The following is a 23,176-nucleotide window of genomic DNA, read 5'->3' as shown; positions in this document are numbered from 1 at the left end:
GCGTCCTTGGCACTCGCAGCGGACGGGTCTAGGCTGTCTCCTCGTGCGCCGGCGCGAGGCCCTGCTCCTGCGAGGGCGACGCAGGCGATGAAAGGACGACACACACCTCATGGCTCTGGAGAACGACACCCAGGCTCCCGACTTCGAGCTCCTCAACCAGCACGGCCAGACCGTGCGGCTCTCCGACTTCCGCGGCCGCAAGGCGGTCGCCCTGGTCTTCTTCCCGCTCGCGTTCTCCGGCACCTGCACCGGCGAGCTCTGCGCCCTGCGCGACAACCTGGCGCTCTTCGACGACCACCGCGTCGAGCTGCTCGGCATCTCCGTCGACTCCAAGTTCACGCTGCGCGCGTGGGCCGAGCAGGAGGGCTACGACTTCAGCCTCCTGGCCGACTTCTGGCCGCACGGCGAGATCGCCAAGGAGTACGGTGTCTTCCTCGCCGAGAAGGGCTTCGCCAACCGCGCGACCTTCCTCATCGACGAGTCGGGCATCATCCGCGCCTCCTTCATCACCGCCCCCGGCGAGGCCCGCTCCATCGAGGCCTACCGCGCCGCACTGGAGCTGCTGCCCGTCCACGTCGGCTGACGCCGCCGCCGGCCGCCTCCCGCTAGGCTGGACCGGCACCAGGGCCTTTAGCTCAGCTGGTAGAGCGCCACGTTTACACCGTGGATGTCGTCGGTTCGATCCCGGCAGGGCCCACCATCGTCGCGGAGTCGTCGGTTCGATGCAGCGCCGCGAGGCAGGGCCCACCTCACCTCACCTCTCCCGCCGCCCACATTCGTGCCGAATGTCGGGAATGGGGCGCGCTTTCCCGACATTCGGCACGAATGTCAGGCCATTCGGCCGTCCGCGTTCAGCTCGATCGTCGCGTCGATGCCGATCCGCGCGAGGAAGGACTCGTCGTGGCTGATGACCAGGAGAGCTCCCCGGTAGGCGTCGAGCGCCTCCGCGAGCTGTTCGACGCTCGCGATGTCGAGGTTGTTCGTCGGCTCGTCGAGAACGAGGAATTGGGCGGGCGGATCGGCCAGCAGCACCCGGGCGAGTGCGACCCGGAAACGTTCGCCGCCCGAGAGCGTCCGCACCGCGCGGTCCGGGGTGCCCCCGCGCAGCAGCAGGCGCGCCAGCTGGTTGCGGATGTCGCCGGTGGTCGATCGCGGTGCGACGACGCGCACGTTCTCGATGGCGCTCAGGTCGTCGTCCACGCTGTCGAGCCGTTGGGGAAGATATCCCACGCGGCTCGTGAGGAGCTCCGCCTCCACACGCGCTGGCCGTGAGGCGTCGCAGCCCAGTAGTCGCTCGACCAGCGTCGTCTTGCCCGAGCCGTTCGGCCCCACGAGCGCCACGCGTTCGGGCCCCTGGATCACGACACTCCGGTCGGCGTCCCGGAACTCGGCGATGCGACGGCCGCGCGGCACGTCCGGGTCGGGAAGGACGAGGTGGATGTGCTCGTCCTCGCGGACCCGGGCGTCCGCCGCGTCCACGGCCGCCTGAGCGCTCCGCACCTTGTCGTCGTGCGTGCCGCGGAGTGCTCCGGCGGAGGCTTGCGCCTTGCTCGCACGTGCGCCCGCCAGGATCTTCGGAATGCCCCCGTCGCGCTGGGTCTTGGCGCCGGTACGTTCCCTGCGGGCGAGCTTCACCTCGGCCTCGGCTCGCTGCCGCTTCTCGACCTTCAGCGCCTGCTGCGCCGAGCGTGCGGCCTGCTGGGCGGCGGCCTGCTCACCGTCCTGGTGCGCCTTCCATGCGCTGTACGGGCCGCCGAACGACTCCAGGCGCCCGCCGTGGAGCTCGGCGGTGGTCTCCATCCGCTCGAGCAGCTCGAGGTCGTGGCTCACGACGACCACTGTGCCCGGCCACTCGTCCAGGAGCTCGCCGAGCAGCGCACGGGTGGGGCGATCGAGATTGTTGGTGGGCTCGTCGAGGAGGGTGACCGGAGTGCGCGCGAGACGGAGGCCGGTCAGGGCGATCAGCATCGCCTGTCCTCCGGAGACCTCCGCGACACGGCGGTCCAGGTCGTCTGCGGAGAAGCCGATGCGGTGCAGGGCTTCGTCGGCGCGGGCCTCGATGTCCCAGTCGTCGCCGATCGCGTCGAAGTGACGCGGGTCGGGATCGCCGCCCTCGATGGCGGCGATGGCTGCGAGGACGCGGTCGATGCCCAGTAGCTCGGCGACGGTCGTGCGGCGGCTCAGGGTGAGTGTCTGCGGGAGGTAGCCGACGTCGCCGACGGTGTCGATCCGGCCCGCGGTAGGGGTGAGCGACCCCGCGATCAAGCGGAGCAGCGTGGACTTCCCGGCGCCGTTGCGTCCGACCAATCCGGTGCGGCCGGGCGTGAAGGTGCAGCTGACGCCCGAGAGCGCGGCAGCGCCGTCGGGCCAGTCGAAAGCGACGTCGTGAAGGGTGATGGACGGTTTCGTGGACATGGAGCAATCTCTCTGCGCTGCCCGCGGGCGTGCGGCGGGCGAAGGATCGAGTCGGGATGGTGCAGGGCGCCACGAAAGGCGGCGCGCACGGCACGCGAACGCGGCACGGCGGGGCGCACGACGACGGATGGTCGACGCCTGGACAGGCGGACTCGATCCGTGCGTGCGGGCCCGGAGTGGGGACGGTCACCGGGGCGGGAGCAGCCCTCCCGCGCGGAGAAAGCCACCGGCGTGCCGGTGGCTAGATTCTGTCGACCTCGATCTCCATGCGTCCAGCCTAACAGCCGGCCGTCGCTAGACTCGCGGCATGCCCGAGGGAGCGTATCGCTGGTTCGTCTACGCCGAGCTCGCCCTCGCCGCCGTCACGTTCGTGGCGCTCTGCTTCATCGTCGCGCCGTACGGCGGGCGGCACGGCCGCACCGGATGGGGGCCGACCGTGCCGGCGCGGGTCGGCTGGGTGGTCATGGAGGCGCCAGCGTCGATCCTGTTCCTCGGCTTCTACCTGCTGGGGGAGCATCGCGGCGAGCTCGTGCCGTTGCTCTTCCTGCTGCTCTGGCAGGCGCACTACGTGCAGCGGGCGTTCGTCTACCCGCTGCTGATGCGGTCGGGATCGCGGATGCCGGTGGCGGTGATGCTGCTCGCGATCCTGTTCAACCTGCTCAACGCGTGGGTCAACGCGCGCTGGATCTCGGAGTACGGGTCCTATCCCGTCGCGTGGCTCGCGGATCCGCGGTTCTGGATCGGCGTGGTGCTGTTCGCGGTCGGCTACCTGCTGAACGTGTCCTCCGACCGGATCCTGCGGAGGCTGCGCGGCGACGGGACGACCGGCTACCGCATCCCGCACGGCGGCGGCTTCCGCCTCGTGTCGAGCCCGAACTACCTGGGCGAGATCGTGGAGTGGACGGGCTGGGCGATCGCCACGTGGTCGCTGGCGGGGGCCTCCTTCGCCCTCTACACGATCGCGAACCTGGCGCCACGGGCGATGGCGAACCACCGCTGGTACCGCGACACCTTCCCGGACTATCCGGCCGACCGCCGCGCTCTGCTGCCGTACGTGCTCTGACGGGACCGGATGACGGTGGCCGCCCGTAGGGTGGCCGCGTGCCGGAGAACGTCGAGCAGTGGTGGGCGCGCCGCCAGTGGTCCAAGGGGACCGCCGTGCCCTACGCCGTCGGCGCGTACCGGCCCGACTGGGAGCGCTACCCGACCCTCGTGCGGCAATACCATCCCGATCTCAACCACGGCATCGTGCTGACCCAGGTGCCGCCCGCGGCCGACGTCTACCTGCTGTGGGAGTGCGACTCCGGGCACCGGTTCATCGCGACGCCGGCGGAGCAGCGGGCACGTCCGGGCGGCACCCGGCGCCGCTCGGCGTGGTGCCCGTTCTGCTCGGAGGCCGCCGCTCCCCGGCGGGTGCGGCCGGCCGCCGACCCGGAGGCGCGCCCCCACCTCTGCGGGCACCCGCGGGATCCGCGCCGGCTCGAGCACGATCCGGACGACGACCGCTGCTGGCTCTGCCGCCGGCTCGACCGCACGAGCATGACCCGCGAGCAGCTCGTCGCCCTCGCCGCCCCTGGTTCGCGCGTCGCGGTGTCGAACGAGAACAGCTCGGCGGCCACGCACTCGTGGCAGTGCGCCGACGGGCATCCCGCGTTCCGCGCGAGCATCGAGCGCATCATCGACGGCCGCCGCTGCCCGGTGTGCCGGCACGCCAAGGAGGGCGCGGGGCAGCTGCCGGTGGGCACCGCCTTCCACAGCAGGTTCGCGCCGACCCCGGCCTCCGCCGCCGAGCCCGAACTGAAGCAGCGTCTCGCCGAGCGCCTCGACGTGGATCTGAGCCGCAACGCGGTGCGGGTCGCGCGTCCCTTCCACTCGCACCTGGAGGTCTGGCCCGACATCCTCATCCCGGAGCTGCAGGTGGCGATCGAGTACGACACGACCGGCCGGCACGGGCTGGAGCACGTCGGCCCGCGGGAGGCGTCCGACCGCACGAAGGACCGCCTGCTCCGCGCGGCTGGGTGGGAGGTCGTGCGCGTGCGCTGCGGCAAGCTGCAGCCGCTCGGCCCGTACGACATCGTCGCCGGCGGCGTGTCGGCGAAGGTCGTCGACCGCATCCTGGACCGGCTCGGCGAGATCCGCGGCGAGCTGCTCGTCGCCGCCTACCGACGCTGAAACTCCGCCCTCGTGCACGGGCGCGCCGCTGGCTACCCTGGGAGGCGAACCGGACGGACGAAGGAGATCCCGATGTCATCGACGCTCAACCCCTACCTCAACTTCCGCGGCCAGGCCCGGGAGGCGATGGACTTCTACGCCTCGGTGTTCGGCGGCGAGGTCACCCGCAGCACGTTCGCCGAGTTCCAGGTCAGCCAGGAGCCCTCCGAAGCCGAGTGGATCATGCACTCGCAGATCACGACGCCGGCCGGCTTCACCCTGATGGCCGCCGACGTGCCCGCGCACATGGACCTCAAGCCGGGCTCCACCATCTCGATCTCGCTCAGCGGCGACGACGAGGCGGAGCTGACCGGCTACTACGAGAAGCTGGTCGACGGCGGCACCGTGCTCGAGCCGCTCTCCAAGGCGCCCTGGGGCGACAGCTTCGGGATGGCGATCGACAAGTTCGGCACGCAGTGGCTCGTGAACATCGCGGGAGCAGCGGCCGCGCAGAGCTGAGCGACGGCCGCATCGTGACCTCCGCCTCCGCAGCGGGACCGGTCGTCGTGGGTGTGCTCTCCGGGCAGCATCGCGTCGTCGTCCGCGAGGCGGCCGCCCTGGCGGCCGGGTTGGGGCGCGCGCTGCTGTGCGCGACGGTCGCCGCCGACAGCTATCTCGAGGAGTGGGACCCGGCCGACGGCCGCGACCAGGGCTCCCTGCATCCGGCCGGGATGGATTCCGACGATCACGCGATCGCACTGGCGCTGGCCGGGTCGATCCGCGACACGCTCGGCGAGGGCGCGCCCGAGTGGAGCCTCCGGGTGCTCGCCGGGGATCCCCGGCACGCTCTCGCGCGACTGGCGACCGAGGTGGATGCGCGACTCATCGTGGTGGGAGCGCACCCACATGGCTTCGGTCACGCCGTCGAGGGGCTGCTGTCGGGGTCCGTGGCGACCCGGCTGGCGCACGACCAGCAGCGACCCGTCGTCGTCATCCCCGTGCCGACGGGCGCCGCCGTCGACCTCCTCGACTGACACCGGACTCCCGCCGCAACCGACGCCGGGCATTCCCGCGGGCACCGGGCCGGGACTATGGTCGAGCCGACCCGACCGGGAGGTGGTCGTCATGTGCCGTTGGCTCGCATACTCCGGAGAACCGCTCAAGCCCTCCGTGCTCATCCTGGACGCGCAGCATTCGCTGGTCGCCCAGTCCCTCAACTCGCCGCTCGGCGCGGAGACCGTGAACGGCGACGGGTTCGGCTTCGGCTGGTATCCCGAGGGCTCGGTCGCCGGCAGCATGCCGGCCCTGTTCCACAGCATCGAACCCGCCTGGCACGACGAGAACCTGCGGGAGCTGACCGACTCGATCGCCAGCCCGATCTTCTTCGGGCACGTGCGCGCCGCGGCGGGGCCGCCCATCCAGCGCACCAACTGCCACCCGTTCCGGCACGGCAACTGGATGTTCATGCACAACGGGTTCCTGGGCGGCTTCGAGGCGATGAAGCGCGACCTGACCTTCGCGGTCGACGCGTCGCTCTACCCGGAGATCCGGGGGACCACCGATTCCGAGGTGCTGTTCTACCTCGCCCTCACCTTCGGCTTGCAGGACGACCCGGTCGGTGGGATGGCGCGCGCCGTGCGCCACATCGAGAAGGTCGGGGAGGAGAAAGGGATCGCGTTCCCGATGCAGGGGACGATCGCCCTCTCCGACGGAGCCACCCTCTGGGCCTTCCGCTACTCGACGGCGCACCGCACCCGCACGCTGTTCCACTCGGCCGCCATCCCGGAGCTGCGCCAGATGTACCCGGACGCCGATCAGCTGAACCTGTTCGGCGACCACGCGAAGGTCATCGTCTCGGAGCCGCTGAACGACCTCCCTGGCGCGTTCGTGGAGGTGCCGGAGTCGACCGTCGCGATACTGGACGACTCCGGCTACCGTCACGAGCACTTCCTCGACGACGGCGAGTGAGCGCGGCGGCCGCGGCTCAGCCGTCGCCGAGCACGCGCCGCACGAACGCGTCGACCCGCTCGCGGAGGGTGTCGATGCGCTGCCGGCGCGCCGCCTCCACGTCGAAGCCGATGTAGGCGGTGGCCGGGCGCTTGCGCGCGTTCACCGAGCACTCGAACGCCGAGCAGACGAGGGTGCCGACGGTGTTGCCGTCGCGCCCCGCCTTGCCGGCGCGCTTCGCGATGAAGAAGACGACCTCGTTGGGGAGGTGGACGTCTTCGCACCACGAGCACTGCGGCCGCGAGCGGACGGAGCCCTCGGCGCGGCGCAGCAGCAGGCCCACGGGTTCGCCGTCGATCTCGGCGACGACGTAGCCGACGTTCGGGAGCTTGCGATCGCGCCAGCCCAGGAAGTCGATGTCGTTCCAGGCGACCGCGTCGAGGTCGGGGAGGGCGAGCTCTTTGCGCTCGCGGACGGAGGCGTTGACGAAGGACGCGCGGATGCGCGCATCGGAAAGGGGAAGCATGGGTAGGCCTAACGTGTCGAGAATTCTGTCCTGAAAACGGGCGCGCACGATGGCGCACCCGGGGTCACCGAGTGGGGGACAGGGTTATCTCACGCCGGCGCTGAGGGCGCCGACGACCTCCAGACGCCCGATGGGCCGAAGGGGAGGAGTGGAAGACACGAGCCCGAGTCTACGCCCCGAGGCTGGCCGGTGTCGGCGGAGGGGAGGAGGATCGGTGCGATCGACCAGAACGATCTCCAGAAGGGACCACCAGGATGTCCACGCTCCCCACCCCCGTCGACCCGCCCGCGCTCGTGCACAGCCCCGCCTTCGCCCAGGGGATGATCGCCCCCGCCGGCCCGACGCTCTACGTCGGCGGCCAGAACGGCATCGACGGCGACGGTGTGCTCCGCGACGGCCTCGGCCCGCAGACCGAGCAGGCGCTCCGCAACGTGCTCGCGGTGCTCGACGCCGCGGGTTCCGGCCCGGAGTGCGTCGTGAAGCTCACCATCCACCTCGACCCGTCGATCGACCCGACCGACGCCTACGCGGCCACCCGGACGGTGTGGGGCGACCATCGCACCGCCGTGACCGTTCTCGCGGTCGCGCCCGCGAATCCCGGCGCCCTGGTCGAGATCGAGGCGGTGGCCGTGCTGCGCTCCTGAGGAGCGCTCGGCCGCGGTCTACGCCTGGGCGATCGGTGCGGGCGCGGTGACGCGCCCCGGGCGGCACAGCAGGAGCGCACCGACCGCGCCGACGAGCCCGAACACCGCGAGGGCGGCATTCAAGCCGAAGCACATGATGAGGAACGGCGGGGCGGCGGCCAGCAGCACTGCGAGCTGGACGCGCCAGGCGGCGGGGCGCCGGGTCCGCACCGGATCCGCTGCCGGTGCGCGTTCGAACCGCACGAGCACCAGCGAAAGCACCGCGACGAGGACGAGGGCGGCGGCGAGGACCAGCGGCCGCGTCGCCCACCAGGCGGCGCTCCCGGGTGCGGGCAGGGGCAACGGCAGCAGCAGGCAGATGCCCGTCACCGCGATGATGCAGGTGAGGTGCCAGAGGTAGACCGTCATCAGACGGCTGCCGACCGCGAACGTCAGGGCCTGCGCCGCGCGCGTGCGCATCAGGGCGGTGAGTGCCGGATGCAGCAGCGCGAGCACGCACAGCTGCGCGATCCCGAGCAGGCCGAGCGCGAACAGCGGCGGGTACTGGTTGGTCAGCATGTCGGGGGAGTAGAGGCCGGCGGCGACGCCCGCGCCGAGCAGTGCGAGGGAGGCGGCGGCGACGCCGGCGAGCACGCCACGGGAGGCACGCAGCACCACGCCGTCGGCGTACAGGAAGCCGAGCTGCTGGACGAAGAACCACACGAAGAGCACGTTGACCAGGCCGACGGCCTCGACGCCGGTCGCGACGCGCACCGCGTCGACGAGCAGGGCGCTGGCGGCGAGGGCCACCAGCGCCCGCACCGGTGCCCGCTCGTGCAGCCGCGCCATCAGCGGCACGCACCACTGGCAGAGCAGGTACGCCGCGAGGAACCAGAGCGGCGTGCCGACCCCTTGAGCGACGCCGGCGACCAGCGACGCGGGCGCCCCGGCGACCAGGGCGCCGATGATGACGACCGAGAAGAACGCGAAGACCGGGACCGTCGGGCGCATCAGGCGGACGACGCGCGTGCGCACGTAGTCCGCCCCGGTGGCGCCCCGGCGCTGGGACGACCGCCACGCGGTCAACGACGCGAAGCCGCCGAGCACGAAGAACAGCGGCATCACCTGGCCGAACCACGTGGCGAGCGGGAACCAGCTCTGCTCGGTCACGGGCTTGCTGATCGTCAGCGCGCCCGAGGCGTCCACGCCGACGCCCACCATGAGCAGGTGCGCCACGACCACCATCAGCACGCAGAAGACACGCACTCCGTCGACGGCGAGATCGCGGCCGGAGAGGTCGGGGGCGGGCCGGTCGGGGGCGGCGGGACGGGAACGGCGGGAACGGATCGATGCTGCTGTTCTGATCACGGCGGCCTCCAGGTTCAGGGTCGTTCGCGTCAGCCTATGAGGCGGCCGGGAGCCCCAGGCACCGTGCTGTCACGGAACCGTGAACCGCGTTGCCCGCAGTGCGCGCCGCCTGTTCGGCGTAAGGTCGGCGGGTGGACGAAGACGACAGCAGAGCGCGCGACGTCGCGCCGGAGCACCGCTGGCCCGCCGTGATCGCGACGCTGCTCGCGCTGGCCTCCTACGCCTTCCTGCCGAGCGTGGTGCCCGCGCTCGAGCGGTACCTGGTCGTCGGCGTCTGCCTCCTGATGCTGGTGGCGCTGGTCGTCTACAACCCGCACCGGCTGTCCCGCGAGTCGCGGTGGTCGCGCTGGCTGGAGTTCGCGCTGGCCTTGCTCATCCTGGTCGCCAACCAGGTCGCGTTCGTCGAGACGGTCATCCGCCTCCTGAACAAGAGCGGCAACGGCTCGGAGATCCTGCTCGCCTCGGTGCAGGTCTGGGTGACGAACGTCATCGCCTTCGCGCTCGTCTTCTGGGTCATGGACCGCGGCGGTCCGGTCTCCCGGGTGACCAGGGCGCGCCACGCGCTGCCGCTCGCCGACTTCCGCTTCCCGCAGGACGAGGACCGGGACACGGTGGAGGAGGTGTCGCGCGGGTCGAGCCAGGCTCTCGATTGGGTGCCCAACTACATCGACTACTTCTACAGCTCCCTGTCGAACTCGATGGCGTTCAGTGCCACGGACGCCATGCCGCTCTCGCACCGGGCGAAGCTGCTGATGGCGCTGGAGTCGTTCTCGGGTTTCGTGCTGCTGGCCCTCGTGATCGCGCGGGCCGTCTCGCTCATCGGCTGAACGGGTCGACGCGCGCGACCGCGGGGTTCAGTCGGCGAGGCCGTGCGCGACCATGCTCTCGCCGGCCGCCGTCACGGCCTCCTGCCAGGTGCGCGGGCGGAAGCCCAGGAGGCGGCGCGCCTTCTCGCTCGACACCTTCTTGCGGTAGCCCAGCTCGGCGGCCATCGGTCGCATCCCCGGGTTCGCCTCCGCCGCGGCGCGCACGGCCTCGGAGGGCAGAAGGCCCGTCGGCACCTTCGGGGCCCGGTCGCCGAGAGCGGCGCGGAGTTCGGCTCCGACCTCGGCGAGAGGGACCGCATCCTCCTGGCTGGTGAGGAGGAACCGCTCGCCCGGAGCGCCGTCCGCGGTCAGGGCGGAGATGTGCGCGGCGGCGACATCCCGCACATCCACGATCGGCACCGCGAAGTCCGGGTAGCCCGGCAGCTCGCCGGTCAGCACGCGGTGGACCAAGTGGTTGGCGCCCGAGATCCCGTCGCCGAGGAGCGGCCCCACGACCGCGACCGGCAGCATCGTGACGAGCTCGGTGCTCCCGCCCTCCGCGGCGATGAACTCCCACGCCGCGCGCTCGGCCAGGACCTTGCTGCGGCCGTAGGCGTCCATCCCCGGCCCGTCGAGCACCGACCAGTCGTCCTCGGTGAAGGCGCGGTCGAGCGGGGGATGGCCGAAGCCGACCGCGTGGAACGCGGAGGTGACGACGACGCGCGGCACGCCCGCGTCCCGGGCGGCGCGGAGCGCACGGAGGGTTCCCTCGCGTGCCGGCGCGATGACCTGCTCCTCGTCGTCGACGGGGCCGAGGTGCACGGGCGACGCGACATGGAGCACCCCGTCGACGCCGGTCATCGCGTCGGCCCATCCGGCGTCGTCGAGGAGGTCGGCCGCGACGAACTCGAGGGCATCGTCGCGGGTCAGCCCCGCCTCCCGGAGCACCCGCCTCACCTCGGGCTCGCGGTCGAGCGAGCGGAGCGTCGCACGCACGGCGGCGCCGCCGTCGAGGAGCTGCAGGATGATGTGGCCCGCGATGAAGCCGGAGCCGCCGGTGACGAGGACGCGCTGGGTCGACATGGGATGTCCCTTCGTGGGTGTGCTGACCCTCTGATCGTTCCCCGCGGCGCGTGCCCGATCCAGTGCTCCCGTGACACCGGTACCGGCAGGAACAGGCACGGCGACACGCGCGGTGGGTAGCGTGGGCGCATGGACGGCGAGCAGAACCTGTTGGGGGAGTTCCTCCGCGCCCGGCGCGAGCTCGTCTCGCCCGAGACGGTGGGCATCCCGGTGCACGGCACCCGGCGCGTGGCGGGGCTGCGGCGGGAGGAGGTCGCGATGCTCGCCGGCATCAGCGCCGAGTACTACCTGCGGCTCGAGCAGGGACGCGATCGCAACCCGTCCGGCCAGGTGCTCCGGTCGGTCGCGCGGGTGCTGCAGCTCGACGAGGAGGCGACGGCGCACCTCCTGGGTCTCGTCCGGGCCGACGAGCGGCCGCGGCGTCCGCGGCGGCCGCGCGCCGAGACGCTGCCGGCGAGCATCGCCGCCCTCGTGCCGCAGCTGCCGTTCCCCGCGTTCGTGGAGGGACGCTACCTCGACGTGCTGGCCGCGAACGAACTCGCCACGGCGCTCTCGCCGCGGCTCGTCGCGGGCCGTAACCGGATGCGCGACGTCTTCCTCGATCCCGCCGAGCAGGCGCTCTTCCCCGATTGGGAGGCGGCGTCGGCCGTGCTGATCGCCGGCTTCCGGCGATCGGTCGGAGCGGACGCGGACGACGCCCGCGTCATCGAGCTGGTCGGCGAGCTGTCGGTCGCGAGCCCGACCTTCCGCCGGCTGTGGAGCCGCCACGATGTGCGCGAACGGCAGGGCGGCGCGCTGACCTTCGACCATCCCGTCGTCGGCGCGCTGAGCGTGCACCGCGAGAAGCTGCAGGTCACCGGGACGGACGGTCTCGTCCTCGTGCTCTACCACCCGTCGACCGCGGAGGCGGGGGAGAAGCTCGCCCTGCTCGGGTCGTTGCAGGCGCCCGCGACCGCTCCCGCCGCGCGGGAGGACGCCGCGCGCTGATGGCCGCTCCCCCCCGACGGCTATCGTGAAGGGAAAGACGGCTGGGAGGCCTCATGCGGGAGATCGTCGATTTCGTGAACGTGTCCACCACGGGGCTGGAGTCCAGCCCGGTCGCGGAGGCGCTGGCGGGACTGCGCGCCAACGAGGCGCGCTACTACAAGAACAAGTACGACCACGACTTCGCGGTCGGCCCGGCCGACGAGGAGACGGAGGCCGTCGAGCGGCTCACGCGCGTGCTCGCCGAGGAGCGCGACATCCACATCGCCTCCCGTCCGCTGCAGGCGACGACCTTCGAGGTCGACGGGCTGCGGATGGACTACGTCTTCTACGAGTCCGGCCTCGCGATCAACGTCATGTACGCGCTCGACCCGGCGGGCAAGCGCGCGGTCGGGTTCAAGCTCTCGCAGGGCATGGAGGTGCCGGCCGAGCTCGCCGAGCGCTTCAAGTTCGCCCGCCAGAAGTCGAAGCTCGCCGGGGAGATCCGCGGCTCGTTCTTCGTCATCAAGGGCGAGTACTAGGACAGGGTGGTGGTGCAACGAGAGGCACGACGCTGAGCGACCTCTCCGGCGTCGACTGGCCTCCGGTACCCATCCGGACCGATCGACTTGTACTCAGGGCCTCGGAAGGGCAGGATCGCCCGACCTTCCTCGACCTTCTCAGTTCTGCCGATGTGTACGCGTTCCTGGGCGGAGCGCGCTCGCGCGACGAGCTCGATGCGGCGATGCCGATGCTTCCAGGAAGCCGGCCGGGCGCTTTCGTCGTGACGCTCGGGGCTGCCATGATCGGCATCGTCACGATCGACCGTCGCGAACAACCGCGTCCTGGCCACCTGACGGCGGGAGCGGAGGAGCCCGAGCTCGGCTACCTGTTCCTTCCAGAACTCTGGGGCCGAGGATATGCGACGGAGGCGTGTCGCGCGGTGCTCGACTGGACGGAGACGGCGCTCCCTGGAGAGCCCGTTGTCCTGTGCACGCAGAGCTCGAATGCGGCCTCTCTTCGCGTTGCGGCGAAGCTCGGCTTCACCGAGCGTGAACGCTTCGAGGAGTTCGGCGCTGAGCAGTGGTTCGGCGTCCGTGTGCCGGGCCGCACGCCTCGACCGCCGGGGGTCGCACCCGGACAGAGCGACCTCGTCGAGGCAGAGGGAGCCCCGTCACGGCCGCATCGTCAGGGCGATTGTACCGATTCACCCACCGGCGTCCACGGGGACAGCCGCGGCAGCCAGCACCGCACGCCGCTCCGGTAGCGGTCGAACGCGGGGCCGAAGCGCTGGGCGAGGTCGGCCTCCTCGAACGGGCGCACCAGGTGGTTCCAGACCAGGGAGCCGATGAGGGCGTAGAGGACGACCATCCACGACTGCAGGAGGAGGCCGACCGCGACGGCCTGCATGATGCCGGCCAGCGCCATCGGGTTGCGCACCCAGCGGTAGGGCCCGGCGACGACCAGGCGGTTGGGCATCGCCACCGGGAGGGGTGTGCCGCCGCCCCGCGTGGACATCGACACGGCCGACCAGATGCCGAGCGCACTGGCGAGGACGAGCACGACGGCGCCGAGCGCGGCCGCTTCGGGCGGGAAGGGGAGGCGGAAGCCCCAGCGGCTCTCCAGGAAGGCGATCGCGAGTGGGAGGACGGCGAGGAAGAAGCCCCAGAAGACGACGATCTGCGCGAACGTGGCCACGACATGCGCGGCGACGCCGCTCCGGTTCGACGCCGGCCGGAAGCGGAACGGACCCTGCACGATCCACTCCGCCGGGAGCCGGCCCAGGAGGAGCGCGCACAGGGCGAGGGCCGAGCAGCCGGCCGCCGCCAGCATGAGGAGGACGCCCCACCCCGCCAGCGTGCTGACGGTGGCGTAGACGCCGAGGGCGACGGTCACGACGGCCGTCCAGGCGGTGGCGACCACGGCCGCTGCCCGGCTGCCGAGTGCGGCGATCCCCGATGCGACGACGAACAGCGGGATGTCGGCGGCCGCGACCAGCACGGGGTCGAGCGCACCCAGCGTCGCCGCCCGCACGAGCGGCGACGAGAAGACGGCCACCCACCAGGCCGCCCCGGCCAGCGCCTGCAGCGCGAAGTACGCACGCCCCCAGCGGCGCGGCAGAACGAACGAGACCCCCATCGGTCACATTCTGGCAGGAGGTTCGACCGGCCGGCGGGAGGGACGCGGTGGTAGCGTCTGGCTATGCGCCGGTGGGGGAGTGCAGGGCTCGTGATCGCCGTCATGGTGGGTGGCACGGTTCTCGCCGGCTGCTCCACCGTCGGGACCTGCGGGGAGGCGATCACGCCCGGGGCGAGGGTCATCGTCTCGGTGAAACCGTGGGTGACCGAGCATCCCGAGACCAATGTGCGCGTCTGCGTCGGCAGTGAGTGCACCGTGGGGTTCAACGACGTGACCGTCTACGGGGCCATGCCGTCGACTCCCTTCGATCGTGGCAGCACCGTCGAGGTCGAGGCGGATGCGGTGAGCGGCTCGATCGTCGTCCGCTCGATGCGCACGACCGCCTCCGTCGTCCCGGAGGGCTGCGGGCAATGGGGCGCGCAGCTGACCCTCACCGCCGACGGGGACCTGCGGCAGTGAGGGTGCCCGGCGCTCAGGTCGTCCGCGTGCCGAGCAGGGTGCCCGACGCGAGCACGTGACCGGCGAGCGTTCCGGGTAGCTCGGCGGCCGAGGAGAGCGCGGTGAGGTCGATGCGGGTGTCGAGCGCGTACAGATGGAACCGGTAGCGGTGCGTCCCGTGACCGGGCAGCGGGCGCGGGCCGACGTATCTCCCGATGCCGAGGCGGAGGGGCAGGAAGCGGAAGCGCGGATCGTCGGCGCGGAGGGCGCCCTCCACGAGACCGCCGGTCGGCGGGAACGCGACGACCGTGTGGAGGCCGGGCACCGCGGCCGGGACGTCGAGGTCTTCGAACACGAGCAGAAGGTCGACGGTGCCGTCGGGCAGTGCGCTCCAGTCGAGCGCGGGGGAGGTGCTGGTGCCGATCAGTGCGCCGCAGTGCTTCGCCGGGATGACGCCGCCATCGGCGAACGCGTGCGACGTCAGGGTGATCCGCCCGCTCGTCCGCAGTTCGGGGGCGTTGGCGAGACTCAGCGCCTCGTCGGGGCGGCGCTTGCGCATCGCGCGGCCGAGGGGGACGAAGAGGGCTTCGACGGGATGCATGGTGTTCCTGTTCACGAGTCGGCGATGCGGAGGAGGAGGGGAGCGACGCGGGCGATGTCGGCCCGTTCCGCGGCGGTCAGCTGCGCGAGGCGACCGTCGAGCCAGTCCTCGCGGTGTCGGCGGGAGACGTCGGCGGCGATGCGGCCCGGCTCGGTCAGGGTGAAGATCACCTTGCGGCGGTCGTCCGTCGCCCGGGCTTTGGTGACGTGACCGAGCTCTTCGAGTCGCCGGACCGTCTGGCTCATCGAACCGAGGGTGACCCGCCCGGCCTCGGCGAGCTCGCTGAGGCTCATCGGCCCGCGCTTGCCGAGCACCACCAGCACCAGCAGTGCGGCCTCGGAGACCTCGCCCTCCGCGCGCTCCGAGCGGAAGCGGCTGTAGAGCCGGAAGACGGCGCGCCGCAGTTCGGCGCCGATGTCGTCGGCCTCTGCGGTCATCCCGTGCCTCCATGTGCTTAGTACACCTGAGCAATTACTTAGTACACCATAGCATTGTGGGAAGAGCTCGCCGGGCGCGCCGGATCCCGGCGGTAGCCTTGCTCTCATGTCGACCGAGGAGATCCCGCTCGCGGGAGGGAACGCCTCCCTCGGGGTCGTGCGCGTCGGCGCGACCGTGCGCAAGCCGTGGACGGCCGCCACTCCCGCGGTCATCGCGTTCACCGAGTGGGTGGGCGAGCGTGGAGTCGACGTCCCCCGCCCTCTCGGCCGCGACGACCGCGGACGGCAAGTCATCGAGTTCGTGCCGGGCCCGCTCGCCCAGGGGTCCGCGCGACTGGACCTCGACGCGCTCGCCCGGGTCGGGCGCCTGGTGCGGGAGATCCACGATGCCGCCACCGGATTCATCCCGCCGGCCGACGCCGAGTGGGACCTGCTCCTCCCGGCGCCGGGTCCGGAGGCCGACCTCGTCTGCCACAACGACCTCGCCCCGTGGAACCTCATCGTGGGGGAGCGCTGGACCTTCATCGACTGGGACGGCGCCGGCCCCAGCACCCGCCTCTGGGATCTCGCCTACGCCGCGCAGGCCTTCACCCTGAACGACGCGGCGGAGCCCCCCGACGAGGCCGCGACCCGGTTGGCCGCGTTCGTCGCCGGCTACGGAGCCGACGACGCTCTGCGCGCCGCCCTCCCGCGAACGCTGGGCCGGCGCGCGGCGGCGATGCACGCCCTGCTCCGCGATGCCCACGAGACCGGACGAGAACCCTGGGGCACCATGTACGTCGAGGGACACGGCGAGCACTGGCGCGCTGCGACCGCGTACGTCACCGGCCACGAGGAGATCTGGCGGAGCGCCCTCGCAGCGCCCGCCGCCCACCGAGAGGACACAGCATGATCGAGAGGACGGCATGACCGAGAAGGAGGAGCCTCCCGTCTTCCTCTCCGGAGGGATGCGGCCGGGCCTGCCGCCGACACCGGTCGGACTGCCCCCGGCGGAGGATGTGGTGCCGGGATCGGTGATGCTCGACGGAGCCGGGGTGCGCTGGCGCGCCACCGGCGGCGAGTGGACCCGCGTCGTGATCGTCACCGGCCGGGAGCACCGCGCCCTCGCGATCCGCACCGGGGTCGTCGGCGCCCTCACTCTGCTCGCCCTCGTCGGTCTGATCGCGATCGCGATCACGGCACTGGTGGGGAACTCGACGGTTCCCGTCCTCTCCGTCGCGCCCTTCATCATCGTCGGCGCGGCGCTCGGCTCCTGGTGGACGCGGCTCCGCCGGCGCTCGAGGGCGCAGGAGGTCGTCCCCGAGTCGCTGCCGCCGGAGCAACGCGGCCCCGCCTCCCGCTGACCGGTCGGCGGCCGGACGGACGGACTTCACGGCATCTCGCCCTTCCCCCGGGCCCGCCGCACGCGGGACGATGCAGGGACGAACCGAGGGAGGTCGGGATGCTGACGACGGTCGCACCGGGCGTGCTGGTGCACGAGAGCACGTTCTGCCAGAGCAACACGATCGTCGTGCAGGGGGAGAGCGGCGCGCTGCTCATCGATCCCGGCATCCTGGAGGACGAGCTCGCCTGCCTCGCGCGCGACCTGCGGGAGCTGTCCGGGGCGGGTTCGACGGTCGTCGCCGGGTTCTCGACACACCCGCACTGGGACCACCTGCTCTGGCATGCAGGGCTCGGCGAGGGGCCTCGTTACGCCACAGCGCTGGGAGCGGCGACGGCTCGGGAGCGCCTCGCCGGCGGGATCGATGCGAAGTGGTTCGGCATCCCCGACGAGGCCCCGCTCGAACTGCTCGGCGGCACGGTCGGCCTGCCGGCGGACGCGACGCGGTTGCCGTGGGCGGGTCCCGGAGTCCGGATCGTCGAGCATCGCGCGCACGCACCCGGACATGCGGCCCTCCTGATCGAGGAGGGTAGGGTCTTGGTCGCCGGCGACATGCTCTCCGACCTCCTGATCCCGATGCTCGATCTGAACGGCCCCGACGACCCGATCGGCGACTACCTCGCCGCCCTCGACCTGCTCGAGAGCGCCGCGACGGCCGCCGAGGTCGTCATTCCCGGCCACGGCTCGGTCGGGGATGCGGACGCACTGCGCTCGCGGATCGCGCTCGACCGGGAGTACCTGCGCGCCGTGCAGCAGGGCCGCACTCCCGACGACCCGCGCATCGGCCCCTCGGCGAAGCCGGGCTGGGAATGGGTCGCCGAGGTGCACGCGGGCCAGGTGCGGCGGCTTCGCGAGGGGACCGCGCCGCACCGGCCGACGCCCTAGGCGGCCGCCAGGAGGCGTTCGACCCGCGGCTTGACCTCGGTGGCGAGCAGGGTGAGCGACTCCAGGAAGACGTCCTGCGGGAGTCCGCCGAGGTCCATCTGCAGGAAGTGCCGGGCGTGCCCCAGGTGGGAGTGCAGGTCGACGATGCGGGCGGCCACGTCGTCCGGGTCTCCGACGTAGTACGCGCCCGGAGCGTGCGCCTGCGCGAGGTAGGCGCGGTCGTCCGGCGCGGGCCAGCCGCGGCGCGTCCCCATGACGGTGTGCATGTTGCGCCACCCGGGGTAGAACCGCTCCAGAGCCTCGCTCTTGGTGGGGGCGATGAGGCCGAAGGCCGCCACCGATACCTTGATGTCGGGACCCCGGTGGCCGGCACGCTCGGCGGAGGTGCGGTAGAGCTTCGCGAGCGGGGCGAAGTTCTGGGGCGCGCCGCCGATGATCCCGTAGCTCACGGGGAGCCCGAGCCGGCCGGCGCGGGCGGACGACGGAGCGCTGCCTCCGGTGCCGATCCAGATCGGGAGGCGTCCGTTGACCGGGCGCGGGACGACGGAGACACCGTCGATCGGCGGACGGACCGTGCCGCGCCAGGTCACGTCCGTGCTCTCGTTGACGGCGAGGAGCAGGTCGAGCTTCTCCTCGTAGAGGCGGTCGTAGTCGGTGAGGTCATAGCCGAACAGAGGGAAGGACTCGATGGAGGATCCGCGGCCCGCCGTGATCTCCACGCGCCCGCCCGAGATGCTGTCGGCCGTGGCGAACTGCTGGAAGACGCGCACCGGGTCGTCGGTGCTGATGATGCTGACGCCGGAGCCGAGCCGGATCCGCGTGGTCGCCGCGGCGGCGGCCGCGATCATGGCTCCGGGGGAGGAGGCGGGCATGTCGACCGTGTGGTGCTCGCCGACGGCGAAGTAGTCGAGCCCCGCCCGGTCGGCGTGGACGATCGCGTCGAAGAGGTTGCGGATCGCCTCGGAGGTGCTGCGATAGCCGCCCTCGGGGGTGCGTTGCGTGTCGCCGAAACTGTAGGCGCCGAGTTCCATGGGGTGTCCTTTCGTGGGTTGTCAGACTGTGAGGGCGCTGCCCAGCACCTCGGCCACGGCGTCGCGGGCGAGCACGCCGGTGAAGATCGCCGTCCCGGGTTCGAGGGCGGCGCCGTTGCGGAGCGGGCCGGCGTCGACGGGGTCGAAGCCGAGGCGGTCGATCAGAGTCATGGCCGCCTCGACCGCGGCCCGGTCGTCGCCGGCCACGGCCAGCGCCCGTCGCGCGGGCGCCCCTGCGGGCGACCCCGCCTGCGAACCGTCCGGCCGCGCGTGCTCTTCGAGGTCGTGATAGCCGATGTGGTTGAGCGTCTTCACGACCCGGGCGGTGCCCAGGTGCCGGGCGACGACCTCGCTGCTGCCGAGCGCGGCGTCGCGGAACTCCGCGAGCTCGCCGTCCACCGGCTCCCAGTAGTTCATCGCGTCGACCACGATCCGGCCCGCGAACAGCTCGGGGTCGAGCGTCCGGTACTTGTGCAGCGGGATGGCGAGGACGATGACATCCGCATCCGCGACGGCATCGGCCGCATCGCGAGCCCGCGCTCCGGGGATGACGATCTCCGCGAGGAGCGCGATCTCCTCCGCGGGGCCCGAGGCCGCCACGGTCACCTCGTAACCGACGGCCAGCGCGGCGCGGGCGATGGCCGAGCCCACCCGGCCGACACCGAGCACGGCGATCCGATTCATCAGTTTCTCCCTTCGACGGTGCGTCGGATCCATCCTCCGTGGGCCGCCGCGCACTGGCGAACCGAAGATAAGTCGCTTACCATTGGTTAGCGTGACCGCACTTCTTCCCGCTCCCGCAGACACCCAGCCGCCGAGGGCCGCAGCGCCTGCGCTCAGCGCGCAGACCATCGACGAGGAGGCCTGCCGCGCCTTCCAGGACGCCGCCGAGCTGGCGGGCAAGAAGTGGAACGCCGCGATCCTCCTCGCGCTCGCACGGGGCGCGGTGCGGTTCTCCGAGATCCGCGGGCTGGTGGACGGCGTGTCCGATCGCCTTCTCACCGCGCGGCTGCGCGAACTGGAGCAGGAGGGTCTCGTCGATCGCGAGGTCATCCCGACCAGCCCGGTGCAGGTCCGCTACGCACTGACCCGCGGAGGCCAGGAGCTCATCCGGATCCTGCACCCGCTGGTGCAGTGGTCGCAACGCCGGTCGACGGAGCGCGGGCGCCGCTGACGGTCAGGCGGTGATGGCGCGCGTCCCCGCGATGCGGGACTTCACCGCGTCGAGCTCCGCCGCATCCCGGTACCGGCCACCCCGTACCGTGCCGGCGATCCGATGCAGCGCGTCGACGCTCGTGAGGGGATCCGCCTCCAGGAGCACGAGATCGGCGTCTTTGCCCTCGTCGACCGAGCCCTGGCTCGCGGACGTACCGAAGAACTCCGCCGCGTTGGCGGTCGCCGCCCGGAGGACGCTCAACGGCGACAGGCCCGCCGCGGCCAACTCGTCGAACTCCTGGTGCAGGGAGTGGCCCGGGACGACCCAGCCCGCGCCGCAGGAGTCCGTACCCGTGAGGAGCTTGACGCCCTCCTCGTCGAAGATCCTGGTCAGGCGCAGCTGCAGGTCGTACGTGCGGCGGTAGGTCGCGTGCGCGCGCTCGCCCTGCCCGGCGTACTTCGCGTTCGCCCGCTTCCAGGACCGGATGGTGGCCTCGGCGATGTAGCGGAGCTCGGGGTCCGCCGTGTGGCGCGGGTCGTCGGCCAGCTCCTGCGTCCGCACGCGGATGAGCGTCGGGCACTGCCAGGTCTCGTTCCGGACGAACTCCGCCGCCACCGCGCGCGCCTTCGCCTCGTCGAACGTGTCGTCGGCGCGGGCGAGCAGGTCGACGTCCCGCGGCGTGTTCATCGTCACCGGATTGATCACGATCTTCTTCAGCAGCAGGCCCATCAGGCGCGCGGCGCCCGGGAAGGAGAAGGCCGGGACCTTCAGGCTGCGCGCACCCGCCGCCGCCTCGGCGCGGATGCTCGGCTCCGCGTCGGCCGTCGCCGCAGTGATGCCCACGCCCGGGCCGAGGTGCTCGATGCAGCGCATCCCGTGGCGGGACGCCTCACGCACGTCGATGCCGTTGGGCAGATGGCCCGCGACGGGGATGCCCAGCGCCGCCGCCTCGTCCAGCAGGCCCAGCAACACGTCGGGTGTCACGGCGACCACCTTCACGAAGTCGGCACCCGCTTCCTTCTGCTGCCGGATGGTCGCCACCGCCGCCTCGAGCGTTCCGGCGTTCATCGGCATCAACAGGTCGCCCGGCAGCGCGAGCAACGCGGGCCCGTCGTCGGGGAGGCCCAGCTCCGACCGTGCACGCGCGGCGAGCAGCGGTGCCGACCCGCTCATCTGACGGAAGCCGGTGATCCCGAACGCGCCCATCAGCTGCAGGGCGGCGGCCGCGTCGTGCAGCCCGAGCGGATGCGCGTGGGCGTCGACGTAGCCGGGGACGACGTAGCGCCCGCGCACATCGACGACCTCCACGCCGCTGTCGGAGACCGAACCTGCCGGGGCGATGCGCTCGATCACGCCGCCCCGGAGCAGCAGGTCGACCTCGGGGCGCAAGCCGCCGGAGAGCACGTCGACGACGGTGCCGCCGCGGAGGAGCAGTGGGCCGGTGATGCGCATCGTTCCTCCTGGGCAGGGTCGGCTGGCAGCGCGAGCACCACGCACGCTACTCCGGCGGCCGCCTCACACCCACTGCTCGAAGACCAGGAACGGGATGCGGGCGTGCCACGACTGGTACGCCTTGCTCGACCCGAACGTGTCCTTGGTGGAGAAGTCGATGCCGCCGTTCATCCAGAACCAGACGAGGTACCAGTCGTCGCTACTGGCCCAGAAGTAGTTCTGGTTGGGCCAGTAGCCGCCCCCGCTGTCGCTGTGGTCCTCGTACCAGGAGGTGCCGTCGGCCCACAGCTGGTCCCGCGTGTCGAGGATCGTCTCCAGGTCGCCGGGACCACGCCGGTGCTGCACCATCACGCAGAGCTGGGCGCGATTGTGCGCGACCTGCAGGCTGGAGCTGTCGGCCCAGTCGTACTCGTAGTCGACGAGTCCGGAGACGCGCACGTAGGTCGAGGGCGCCTTCGGCTTGAACCACAGCCCGAGGCCGGCACCGGCGTACATCCAGCCGCCCTCCGCCACCGGGCGGTCGACGTAGGTCTCGATGAGGTCGATGAACATGCTCGCCTGCTGCGGGTAGACGCTCGGTCCGTGCGCCTGCGTGCCGGCTGCCCCGGGAGGCTGGAACGTCGACCACGTCACGTCGTAGGGCGGGGTGGCGAACGAGAGGCGGTCGCTCGTGCCCGTGGTGACCAGGCTCAGCGTGTGCAGCTCGCCGGGAGTGGGCTGCGCTTCGCGCGGGATCGCGACCGGCGCCTCCAACCGCCCGATCGCGCGGGTCAGCTCGGCGATGCGCTCGTCGCCCTTCAACGCGTCGGCCACGAGCTCGGCGCGTCGGGATGCGCGGAGGTAAGCGTTGCGGGACGTCCGCAGCTGACGGTCGAAGAGGCGGTCGAGGGCCCGGCCCGCCTCGGGCTCGTCCGGCTTCTCGTCCGATGCTCTGGCGTTCTCCGATCCGGTGTCGTCGGGTCGAGTGGACATGGTGACCTCCACGGAGCTGCGTGCGTGACACGAACAGGCTCGGGTCTTTCGCGCGACACGTTAAGCCCGCGGTGCGCCGTGCGGCAACCGCTGGTTGACGCGCCTCCCACGGTCTGTCAGTTTGGACGTCGTCCGCTCACTCCCGGAGGCTCCCATGACCGTTCGCGTCGATCTCAACATCTCCCTCGACGGCGTCGTCGTGCCGGAGGACCCGATGGGCGCCGAGTGGGGGAGGCTCGTGGCGCACTACACCGCCACCCGCACCTTCCGCGAGCGCGTGTTCCACGACACGAGCGGCGCGGGCACGACCGGCGTCGACGATCGGTACGGTGCGGCCTACTTCGAGGGCATCGGCGCCGAGATCATGGGGGCCGGGATGTTCGGCCTGCACACCTACCCCGACGACCCGGACTGGCGCGGCTGGTGGGGCGACGAGCCGCCGTTCCAGACCCCGGTCCTGGTGCTGACGAACCGGGAGCGACCGCCGCTCGAGTTCGCCAACGGCACGCGGTTCGAGTTCCTCGCCACGACTCCGGAGGCCGCGCTCGAGCGCGCCCGGGAGCTCGCCGGCGACGCGGACGTTCGCATCGGCGGGGGAGCGAGCACCGTCCGCGCCTTCCTCGCCGCGGGGCTCGTCGACCGCCTGCACGTCGCCGTCTCGCCGATCGTCCTCGGCGAGGGCACCCGCCTGTGGGACGGTCTGAGCGACCTCGATCTCGGGTACACGGTCACGTCGGAGCTCGCCGAGAGCGGCGTGGTGCACGTCACGTTCGCGCGCTGAGCGACGCGCGCGCTTCGGCGC

General features: G+C 72.0%; 28 protein-coding genes and 1 tRNA gene. 18 read left to right on the top strand and 11 right to left on the bottom strand.

Annotated elements, in window-relative coordinates:
- Nucleotides 1-109: 109 nt before the first annotated feature.
- Nucleotides 110-583: a peroxiredoxin gene (locus BGO91_RS06705; protein ID WP_290472026.1), complete on the top strand. Its 474-nt coding sequence runs from the start codon at nt 110-112 to the stop codon at nt 581-583.
- A 41-nt stretch (nt 584-624) separates the two neighbouring features.
- Nucleotides 625-700 (top strand) — tRNA-Val (locus BGO91_RS06700).
- A 128-nt stretch (nt 701-828) separates the two neighbouring features.
- On the opposite strand, the gene BGO91_RS06695 is transcribed toward BGO91_RS06700, so the two are convergent.
- A complete protein-coding gene (locus BGO91_RS06695) occupies nt 829-2,415 on the bottom strand; it encodes an ABC-F family ATP-binding cassette domain-containing protein (protein ID WP_290472025.1) in 1,587 nt (528 codons plus the stop codon).
- A gap of 307 nt (nt 2,416-2,722) precedes the next feature.
- On the opposite strand from BGO91_RS06695, the gene BGO91_RS06690 reads away from it, so the two are divergent.
- The 5 genes from BGO91_RS06690 (at nt 2,723) to BGO91_RS06670 (ending at nt 6,534) form a co-directional block, all read left to right on the top strand.
- Nucleotides 2,723-3,478, top strand: a complete 756-nt coding sequence (locus tag BGO91_RS06690; RefSeq protein ID WP_290472024.1) for a DUF1295 domain-containing protein — start codon at nt 2,723-2,725, stop codon at nt 3,476-3,478.
- 38 nt (nt 3,479-3,516) lie between these two features.
- Complete coding sequence (locus BGO91_RS06685) at nt 3,517-4,587, top strand: zinc-ribbon domain-containing protein (protein WP_290472023.1); 1,071 nt, start codon at nt 3,517-3,519, stop codon at nt 4,585-4,587.
- Between the two features lie 72 nt (nt 4,588-4,659).
- Nucleotides 4,660-5,085 carry a VOC family protein gene (locus BGO91_RS06680; protein WP_290472022.1) on the top strand — a complete coding sequence of 142 codons (426 nt, stop codon included), beginning with the start codon at nt 4,660-4,662 and terminating at the stop codon, nt 5,083-5,085.
- Between the two features lie 14 nt (nt 5,086-5,099).
- Nucleotides 5,100-5,600: a universal stress protein gene (locus tag BGO91_RS06675; RefSeq protein WP_290472021.1), complete on the top strand. Its 501-nt coding sequence runs from the start codon at nt 5,100-5,102 to the stop codon at nt 5,598-5,600.
- Nucleotides 5,601-5,691: 91 nt separating this feature from the next.
- Nucleotides 5,692-6,534, top strand: coding sequence for a class II glutamine amidotransferase (locus BGO91_RS06670; RefSeq protein WP_290472020.1), 843 nt, complete (start codon nt 5,692-5,694; stop codon nt 6,532-6,534).
- A 16-nt stretch (nt 6,535-6,550) separates the two neighbouring features.
- Here the strand turns inward: BGO91_RS06670 and BGO91_RS06665 are convergent, their stop codons facing one another.
- The gene (locus BGO91_RS06665) at nt 6,551-7,039 is read right to left on the bottom strand and encodes an FBP domain-containing protein (RefSeq protein WP_290472019.1); all 489 of its coding nucleotides are present in this window, start codon (nt 7,037-7,039) and stop codon (nt 6,551-6,553) included.
- Between the two features lie 254 nt (nt 7,040-7,293).
- Here BGO91_RS06665 and BGO91_RS06660 point away from each other — a divergent pair, with 254 nt between their 5' ends.
- Entirely contained in the window at nt 7,294-7,683 is a 390-nt protein-coding gene (locus BGO91_RS06660; RefSeq protein ID WP_290472018.1) for a RidA family protein, read from the top strand.
- A gap of 18 nt (nt 7,684-7,701) precedes the next feature.
- On the opposite strand, the gene BGO91_RS06655 is transcribed toward BGO91_RS06660, so the two are convergent.
- Nucleotides 7,702-9,030, bottom strand: coding sequence for an acyltransferase (locus BGO91_RS06655; protein ID WP_290472017.1), 1,329 nt, complete (start codon nt 9,028-9,030; stop codon nt 7,702-7,704).
- Between the two features lie 131 nt (nt 9,031-9,161).
- Here BGO91_RS06655 and BGO91_RS06650 point away from each other — a divergent pair, with 131 nt between their 5' ends.
- The gene (locus BGO91_RS06650) at nt 9,162-9,857 is read left to right on the top strand and encodes a hypothetical protein (protein WP_290472016.1); all 696 of its coding nucleotides are present in this window, start codon (nt 9,162-9,164) and stop codon (nt 9,855-9,857) included.
- 27 nt (nt 9,858-9,884) lie between these two features.
- Here BGO91_RS06650 and BGO91_RS06645 read toward each other — a convergent pair whose 3' ends face one another.
- Nucleotides 9,885-10,919, bottom strand: coding sequence for an NAD-dependent epimerase/dehydratase family protein (locus tag BGO91_RS06645; protein WP_290472015.1), 1,035 nt, complete (start codon nt 10,917-10,919; stop codon nt 9,885-9,887).
- A 129-nt stretch (nt 10,920-11,048) separates the two neighbouring features.
- Between BGO91_RS06645 and BGO91_RS06640 the strand changes: the two genes are divergently transcribed.
- From BGO91_RS06640 to BGO91_RS06630, 3 genes are read left to right on the top strand one after another with little or no spacing between them, the layout of a single operon-like run.
- Nucleotides 11,049-11,906: a helix-turn-helix transcriptional regulator gene (locus BGO91_RS06640; RefSeq protein ID WP_290472014.1), complete on the top strand. Its 858-nt coding sequence runs from the start codon at nt 11,049-11,051 to the stop codon at nt 11,904-11,906.
- 53 nt (nt 11,907-11,959) lie between these two features.
- Nucleotides 11,960-12,424 (top strand): phage tail protein, encoded by a 465-nt coding sequence (locus BGO91_RS06635; RefSeq protein ID WP_290472013.1) that lies wholly within the window; start codon nt 11,960-11,962, stop codon nt 12,422-12,424.
- 32 nt (nt 12,425-12,456) lie between these two features.
- Nucleotides 12,457-13,149, top strand: a complete 693-nt coding sequence (locus BGO91_RS06630) for a GNAT family N-acetyltransferase (protein WP_290472117.1) — start codon at nt 12,457-12,459, stop codon at nt 13,147-13,149.
- Here BGO91_RS06630 and BGO91_RS06625 read toward each other — a convergent pair.
- A complete protein-coding gene (locus BGO91_RS06625) occupies nt 13,071-14,021 on the bottom strand; it encodes an isoprenylcysteine carboxylmethyltransferase family protein (RefSeq protein WP_290472012.1) in 951 nt (316 codons plus the stop codon). The genes BGO91_RS06630 and BGO91_RS06625 overlap by 79 nt on opposite strands.
- Nucleotides 14,022-14,084: 63 nt before the next feature.
- Between BGO91_RS06625 and BGO91_RS06620 the strand changes: the two genes are divergently transcribed.
- Nucleotides 14,085-14,480 (top strand): hypothetical protein, encoded by a 396-nt coding sequence (locus BGO91_RS06620; protein ID WP_290472011.1) that lies wholly within the window; start codon nt 14,085-14,087, stop codon nt 14,478-14,480.
- 13 nt (nt 14,481-14,493) lie between these two features.
- Here the strand turns inward: BGO91_RS06620 and BGO91_RS06615 are convergent, their stop codons facing one another.
- On the bottom strand, nt 14,494-15,060 hold the full coding sequence (locus tag BGO91_RS06615; RefSeq protein ID WP_290472010.1) for a YbhB/YbcL family Raf kinase inhibitor-like protein: 567 nt from the start codon (nt 15,058-15,060) through the stop codon (nt 14,494-14,496).
- 11 nt (nt 15,061-15,071) lie between these two features.
- Nucleotides 15,072-15,497 (bottom strand): MarR family transcriptional regulator, encoded by a 426-nt coding sequence (locus BGO91_RS06610; RefSeq protein ID WP_290472009.1) that lies wholly within the window; start codon nt 15,495-15,497, stop codon nt 15,072-15,074.
- Nucleotides 15,498-15,603: 106 nt separating this feature from the next.
- On the opposite strand from BGO91_RS06610, the gene BGO91_RS06605 reads away from it, so the two are divergent.
- From BGO91_RS06605 to BGO91_RS06595, 3 genes are all read left to right on the top strand, one after another.
- Nucleotides 15,604-16,389: a phosphotransferase gene (locus BGO91_RS06605; protein ID WP_290472008.1), complete on the top strand. Its 786-nt coding sequence runs from the start codon at nt 15,604-15,606 to the stop codon at nt 16,387-16,389.
- A gap of 13 nt (nt 16,390-16,402) precedes the next feature.
- Nucleotides 16,403-16,840 (top strand): hypothetical protein, encoded by a 438-nt coding sequence (locus BGO91_RS06600; protein ID WP_290472007.1) that lies wholly within the window; start codon nt 16,403-16,405, stop codon nt 16,838-16,840.
- Between the two features lie 98 nt (nt 16,841-16,938).
- Entirely contained in the window at nt 16,939-17,763 is an 825-nt protein-coding gene (locus BGO91_RS06595) for an MBL fold metallo-hydrolase (protein WP_290472006.1), read from the top strand.
- Here the strand turns inward: BGO91_RS06595 and BGO91_RS06590 are convergent.
- Together BGO91_RS06590 and BGO91_RS06585 are read right to left on the bottom strand one after the other, a co-directional pair.
- Entirely contained in the window at nt 17,760-18,794 is a 1,035-nt protein-coding gene (locus tag BGO91_RS06590) for an LLM class flavin-dependent oxidoreductase (protein WP_290472005.1), read from the bottom strand. The genes BGO91_RS06595 and BGO91_RS06590 overlap by 4 nt on opposite strands.
- A gap of 21 nt (nt 18,795-18,815) precedes the next feature.
- The gene (locus BGO91_RS06585) at nt 18,816-19,478 is read right to left on the bottom strand and encodes an NAD(P)-binding domain-containing protein (protein ID WP_290472004.1); all 663 of its coding nucleotides are present in this window, start codon (nt 19,476-19,478) and stop codon (nt 18,816-18,818) included.
- Nucleotides 19,479-19,569: 91 nt separating this feature from the next.
- On the opposite strand from BGO91_RS06585, the gene BGO91_RS06580 reads away from it, so the two are divergent.
- Nucleotides 19,570-19,968: a helix-turn-helix domain-containing protein gene (locus BGO91_RS06580; RefSeq protein WP_290472003.1), complete on the top strand. Its 399-nt coding sequence runs from the start codon at nt 19,570-19,572 to the stop codon at nt 19,966-19,968.
- 3 nt (nt 19,969-19,971) lie between these two features.
- Here BGO91_RS06580 and BGO91_RS06575 read toward each other — a convergent pair whose 3' ends face one another.
- A complete protein-coding gene (locus BGO91_RS06575; protein ID WP_290472002.1) occupies nt 19,972-21,402 on the bottom strand; it encodes an amidohydrolase family protein in 1,431 nt (476 codons plus the stop codon).
- Nucleotides 21,403-21,465: 63 nt separating this feature from the next.
- Complete coding sequence (locus tag BGO91_RS06570; protein WP_290472001.1) at nt 21,466-22,374, bottom strand: hypothetical protein; 909 nt, start codon at nt 22,372-22,374, stop codon at nt 21,466-21,468.
- A 154-nt stretch (nt 22,375-22,528) separates the two neighbouring features.
- Here BGO91_RS06570 and BGO91_RS06565 point away from each other — a divergent pair, with 154 nt between their 5' ends.
- Complete coding sequence (locus BGO91_RS06565; protein WP_290472000.1) at nt 22,529-23,155, top strand: dihydrofolate reductase family protein; 627 nt, start codon at nt 22,529-22,531, stop codon at nt 23,153-23,155.
- Nucleotides 23,156-23,176: the final 21 nt, after the last annotated feature.

The organism is Leifsonia sp. 71-9 (assembly GCF_001898805.1).
GTDB lineage: Bacteria > Actinomycetota > Actinomycetes > Actinomycetales > Microbacteriaceae > Leifsonia.
Note: the sequence above shows the minus strand (reverse complement) of the source record. Positions and strands in the feature narration are given on the sequence as shown.

Bases quoted from the DNA above. Each gene is read 5' to 3' on its own strand.
- BGO91_RS06705 (WP_290472026.1), top strand. From the start codon at position 110: ATGGCTCTGGAGAACGACACCCAGGCTCCCGACTTCGAGCTCCTCAAC.
- BGO91_RS06695 (WP_290472025.1), bottom strand. From the start codon at position 2,415: ATGTCCACGAAACCGTCCATCACCCTTCACGACGTCGCTTTCGACTGG.
- BGO91_RS06690 (WP_290472024.1), top strand. From the start codon at position 2,723: ATGCCCGAGGGAGCGTATCGCTGGTTCGTCTACGCCGAGCTCGCCCTC.
- BGO91_RS06680 (WP_290472022.1), top strand. From the start codon at position 4,660: ATGTCATCGACGCTCAACCCCTACCTCAACTTCCGCGGCCAGGCCCGG.
- BGO91_RS06670 (WP_290472020.1), top strand. From the start codon at position 5,692: ATGTGCCGTTGGCTCGCATACTCCGGAGAACCGCTCAAGCCCTCCGTG.
- BGO91_RS06665 (WP_290472019.1), bottom strand. From the start codon at position 7,039: ATGCTTCCCCTTTCCGATGCGCGCATCCGCGCGTCCTTCGTCAACGCC.
- BGO91_RS06660 (WP_290472018.1), top strand. From the start codon at position 7,294: ATGTCCACGCTCCCCACCCCCGTCGACCCGCCCGCGCTCGTGCACAGC.
- BGO91_RS06645 (WP_290472015.1), bottom strand. From the start codon at position 10,919: ATGTCGACCCAGCGCGTCCTCGTCACCGGCGGCTCCGGCTTCATCGCG.
- BGO91_RS06640 (WP_290472014.1), top strand. From the start codon at position 11,049: ATGGACGGCGAGCAGAACCTGTTGGGGGAGTTCCTCCGCGCCCGGCGC.
- BGO91_RS06635 (WP_290472013.1), top strand. From the start codon at position 11,960: ATGCGGGAGATCGTCGATTTCGTGAACGTGTCCACCACGGGGCTGGAG.
- BGO91_RS06625 (WP_290472012.1), bottom strand. From the start codon at position 14,021: ATGGGGGTCTCGTTCGTTCTGCCGCGCCGCTGGGGGCGTGCGTACTTC.
- BGO91_RS06620 (WP_290472011.1), top strand. From the start codon at position 14,085: ATGCGCCGGTGGGGGAGTGCAGGGCTCGTGATCGCCGTCATGGTGGGT.
- BGO91_RS06615 (WP_290472010.1), bottom strand. From the start codon at position 15,060: ATGCATCCCGTCGAAGCCCTCTTCGTCCCCCTCGGCCGCGCGATGCGC.
- BGO91_RS06610 (WP_290472009.1), bottom strand. From the start codon at position 15,497: ATGACCGCAGAGGCCGACGACATCGGCGCCGAACTGCGGCGCGCCGTC.
- BGO91_RS06605 (WP_290472008.1), top strand. From the start codon at position 15,604: ATGTCGACCGAGGAGATCCCGCTCGCGGGAGGGAACGCCTCCCTCGGG.
- BGO91_RS06600 (WP_290472007.1), top strand. From the start codon at position 16,403: ATGACCGAGAAGGAGGAGCCTCCCGTCTTCCTCTCCGGAGGGATGCGG.
- BGO91_RS06595 (WP_290472006.1), top strand. From the start codon at position 16,939: ATGCTGACGACGGTCGCACCGGGCGTGCTGGTGCACGAGAGCACGTTC.
- BGO91_RS06590 (WP_290472005.1), bottom strand. From the start codon at position 18,794: ATGGAACTCGGCGCCTACAGTTTCGGCGACACGCAACGCACCCCCGAG.
- BGO91_RS06585 (WP_290472004.1), bottom strand. From the start codon at position 19,478: ATGAATCGGATCGCCGTGCTCGGTGTCGGCCGGGTGGGCTCGGCCATC.
- BGO91_RS06575 (WP_290472002.1), bottom strand. From the start codon at position 21,402: ATGCGCATCACCGGCCCACTGCTCCTCCGCGGCGGCACCGTCGTCGAC.
- BGO91_RS06570 (WP_290472001.1), bottom strand. From the start codon at position 22,374: ATGTCCACTCGACCCGACGACACCGGATCGGAGAACGCCAGAGCATCG.
- BGO91_RS06565 (WP_290472000.1), top strand. From the start codon at position 22,529: ATGACCGTTCGCGTCGATCTCAACATCTCCCTCGACGGCGTCGTCGTG.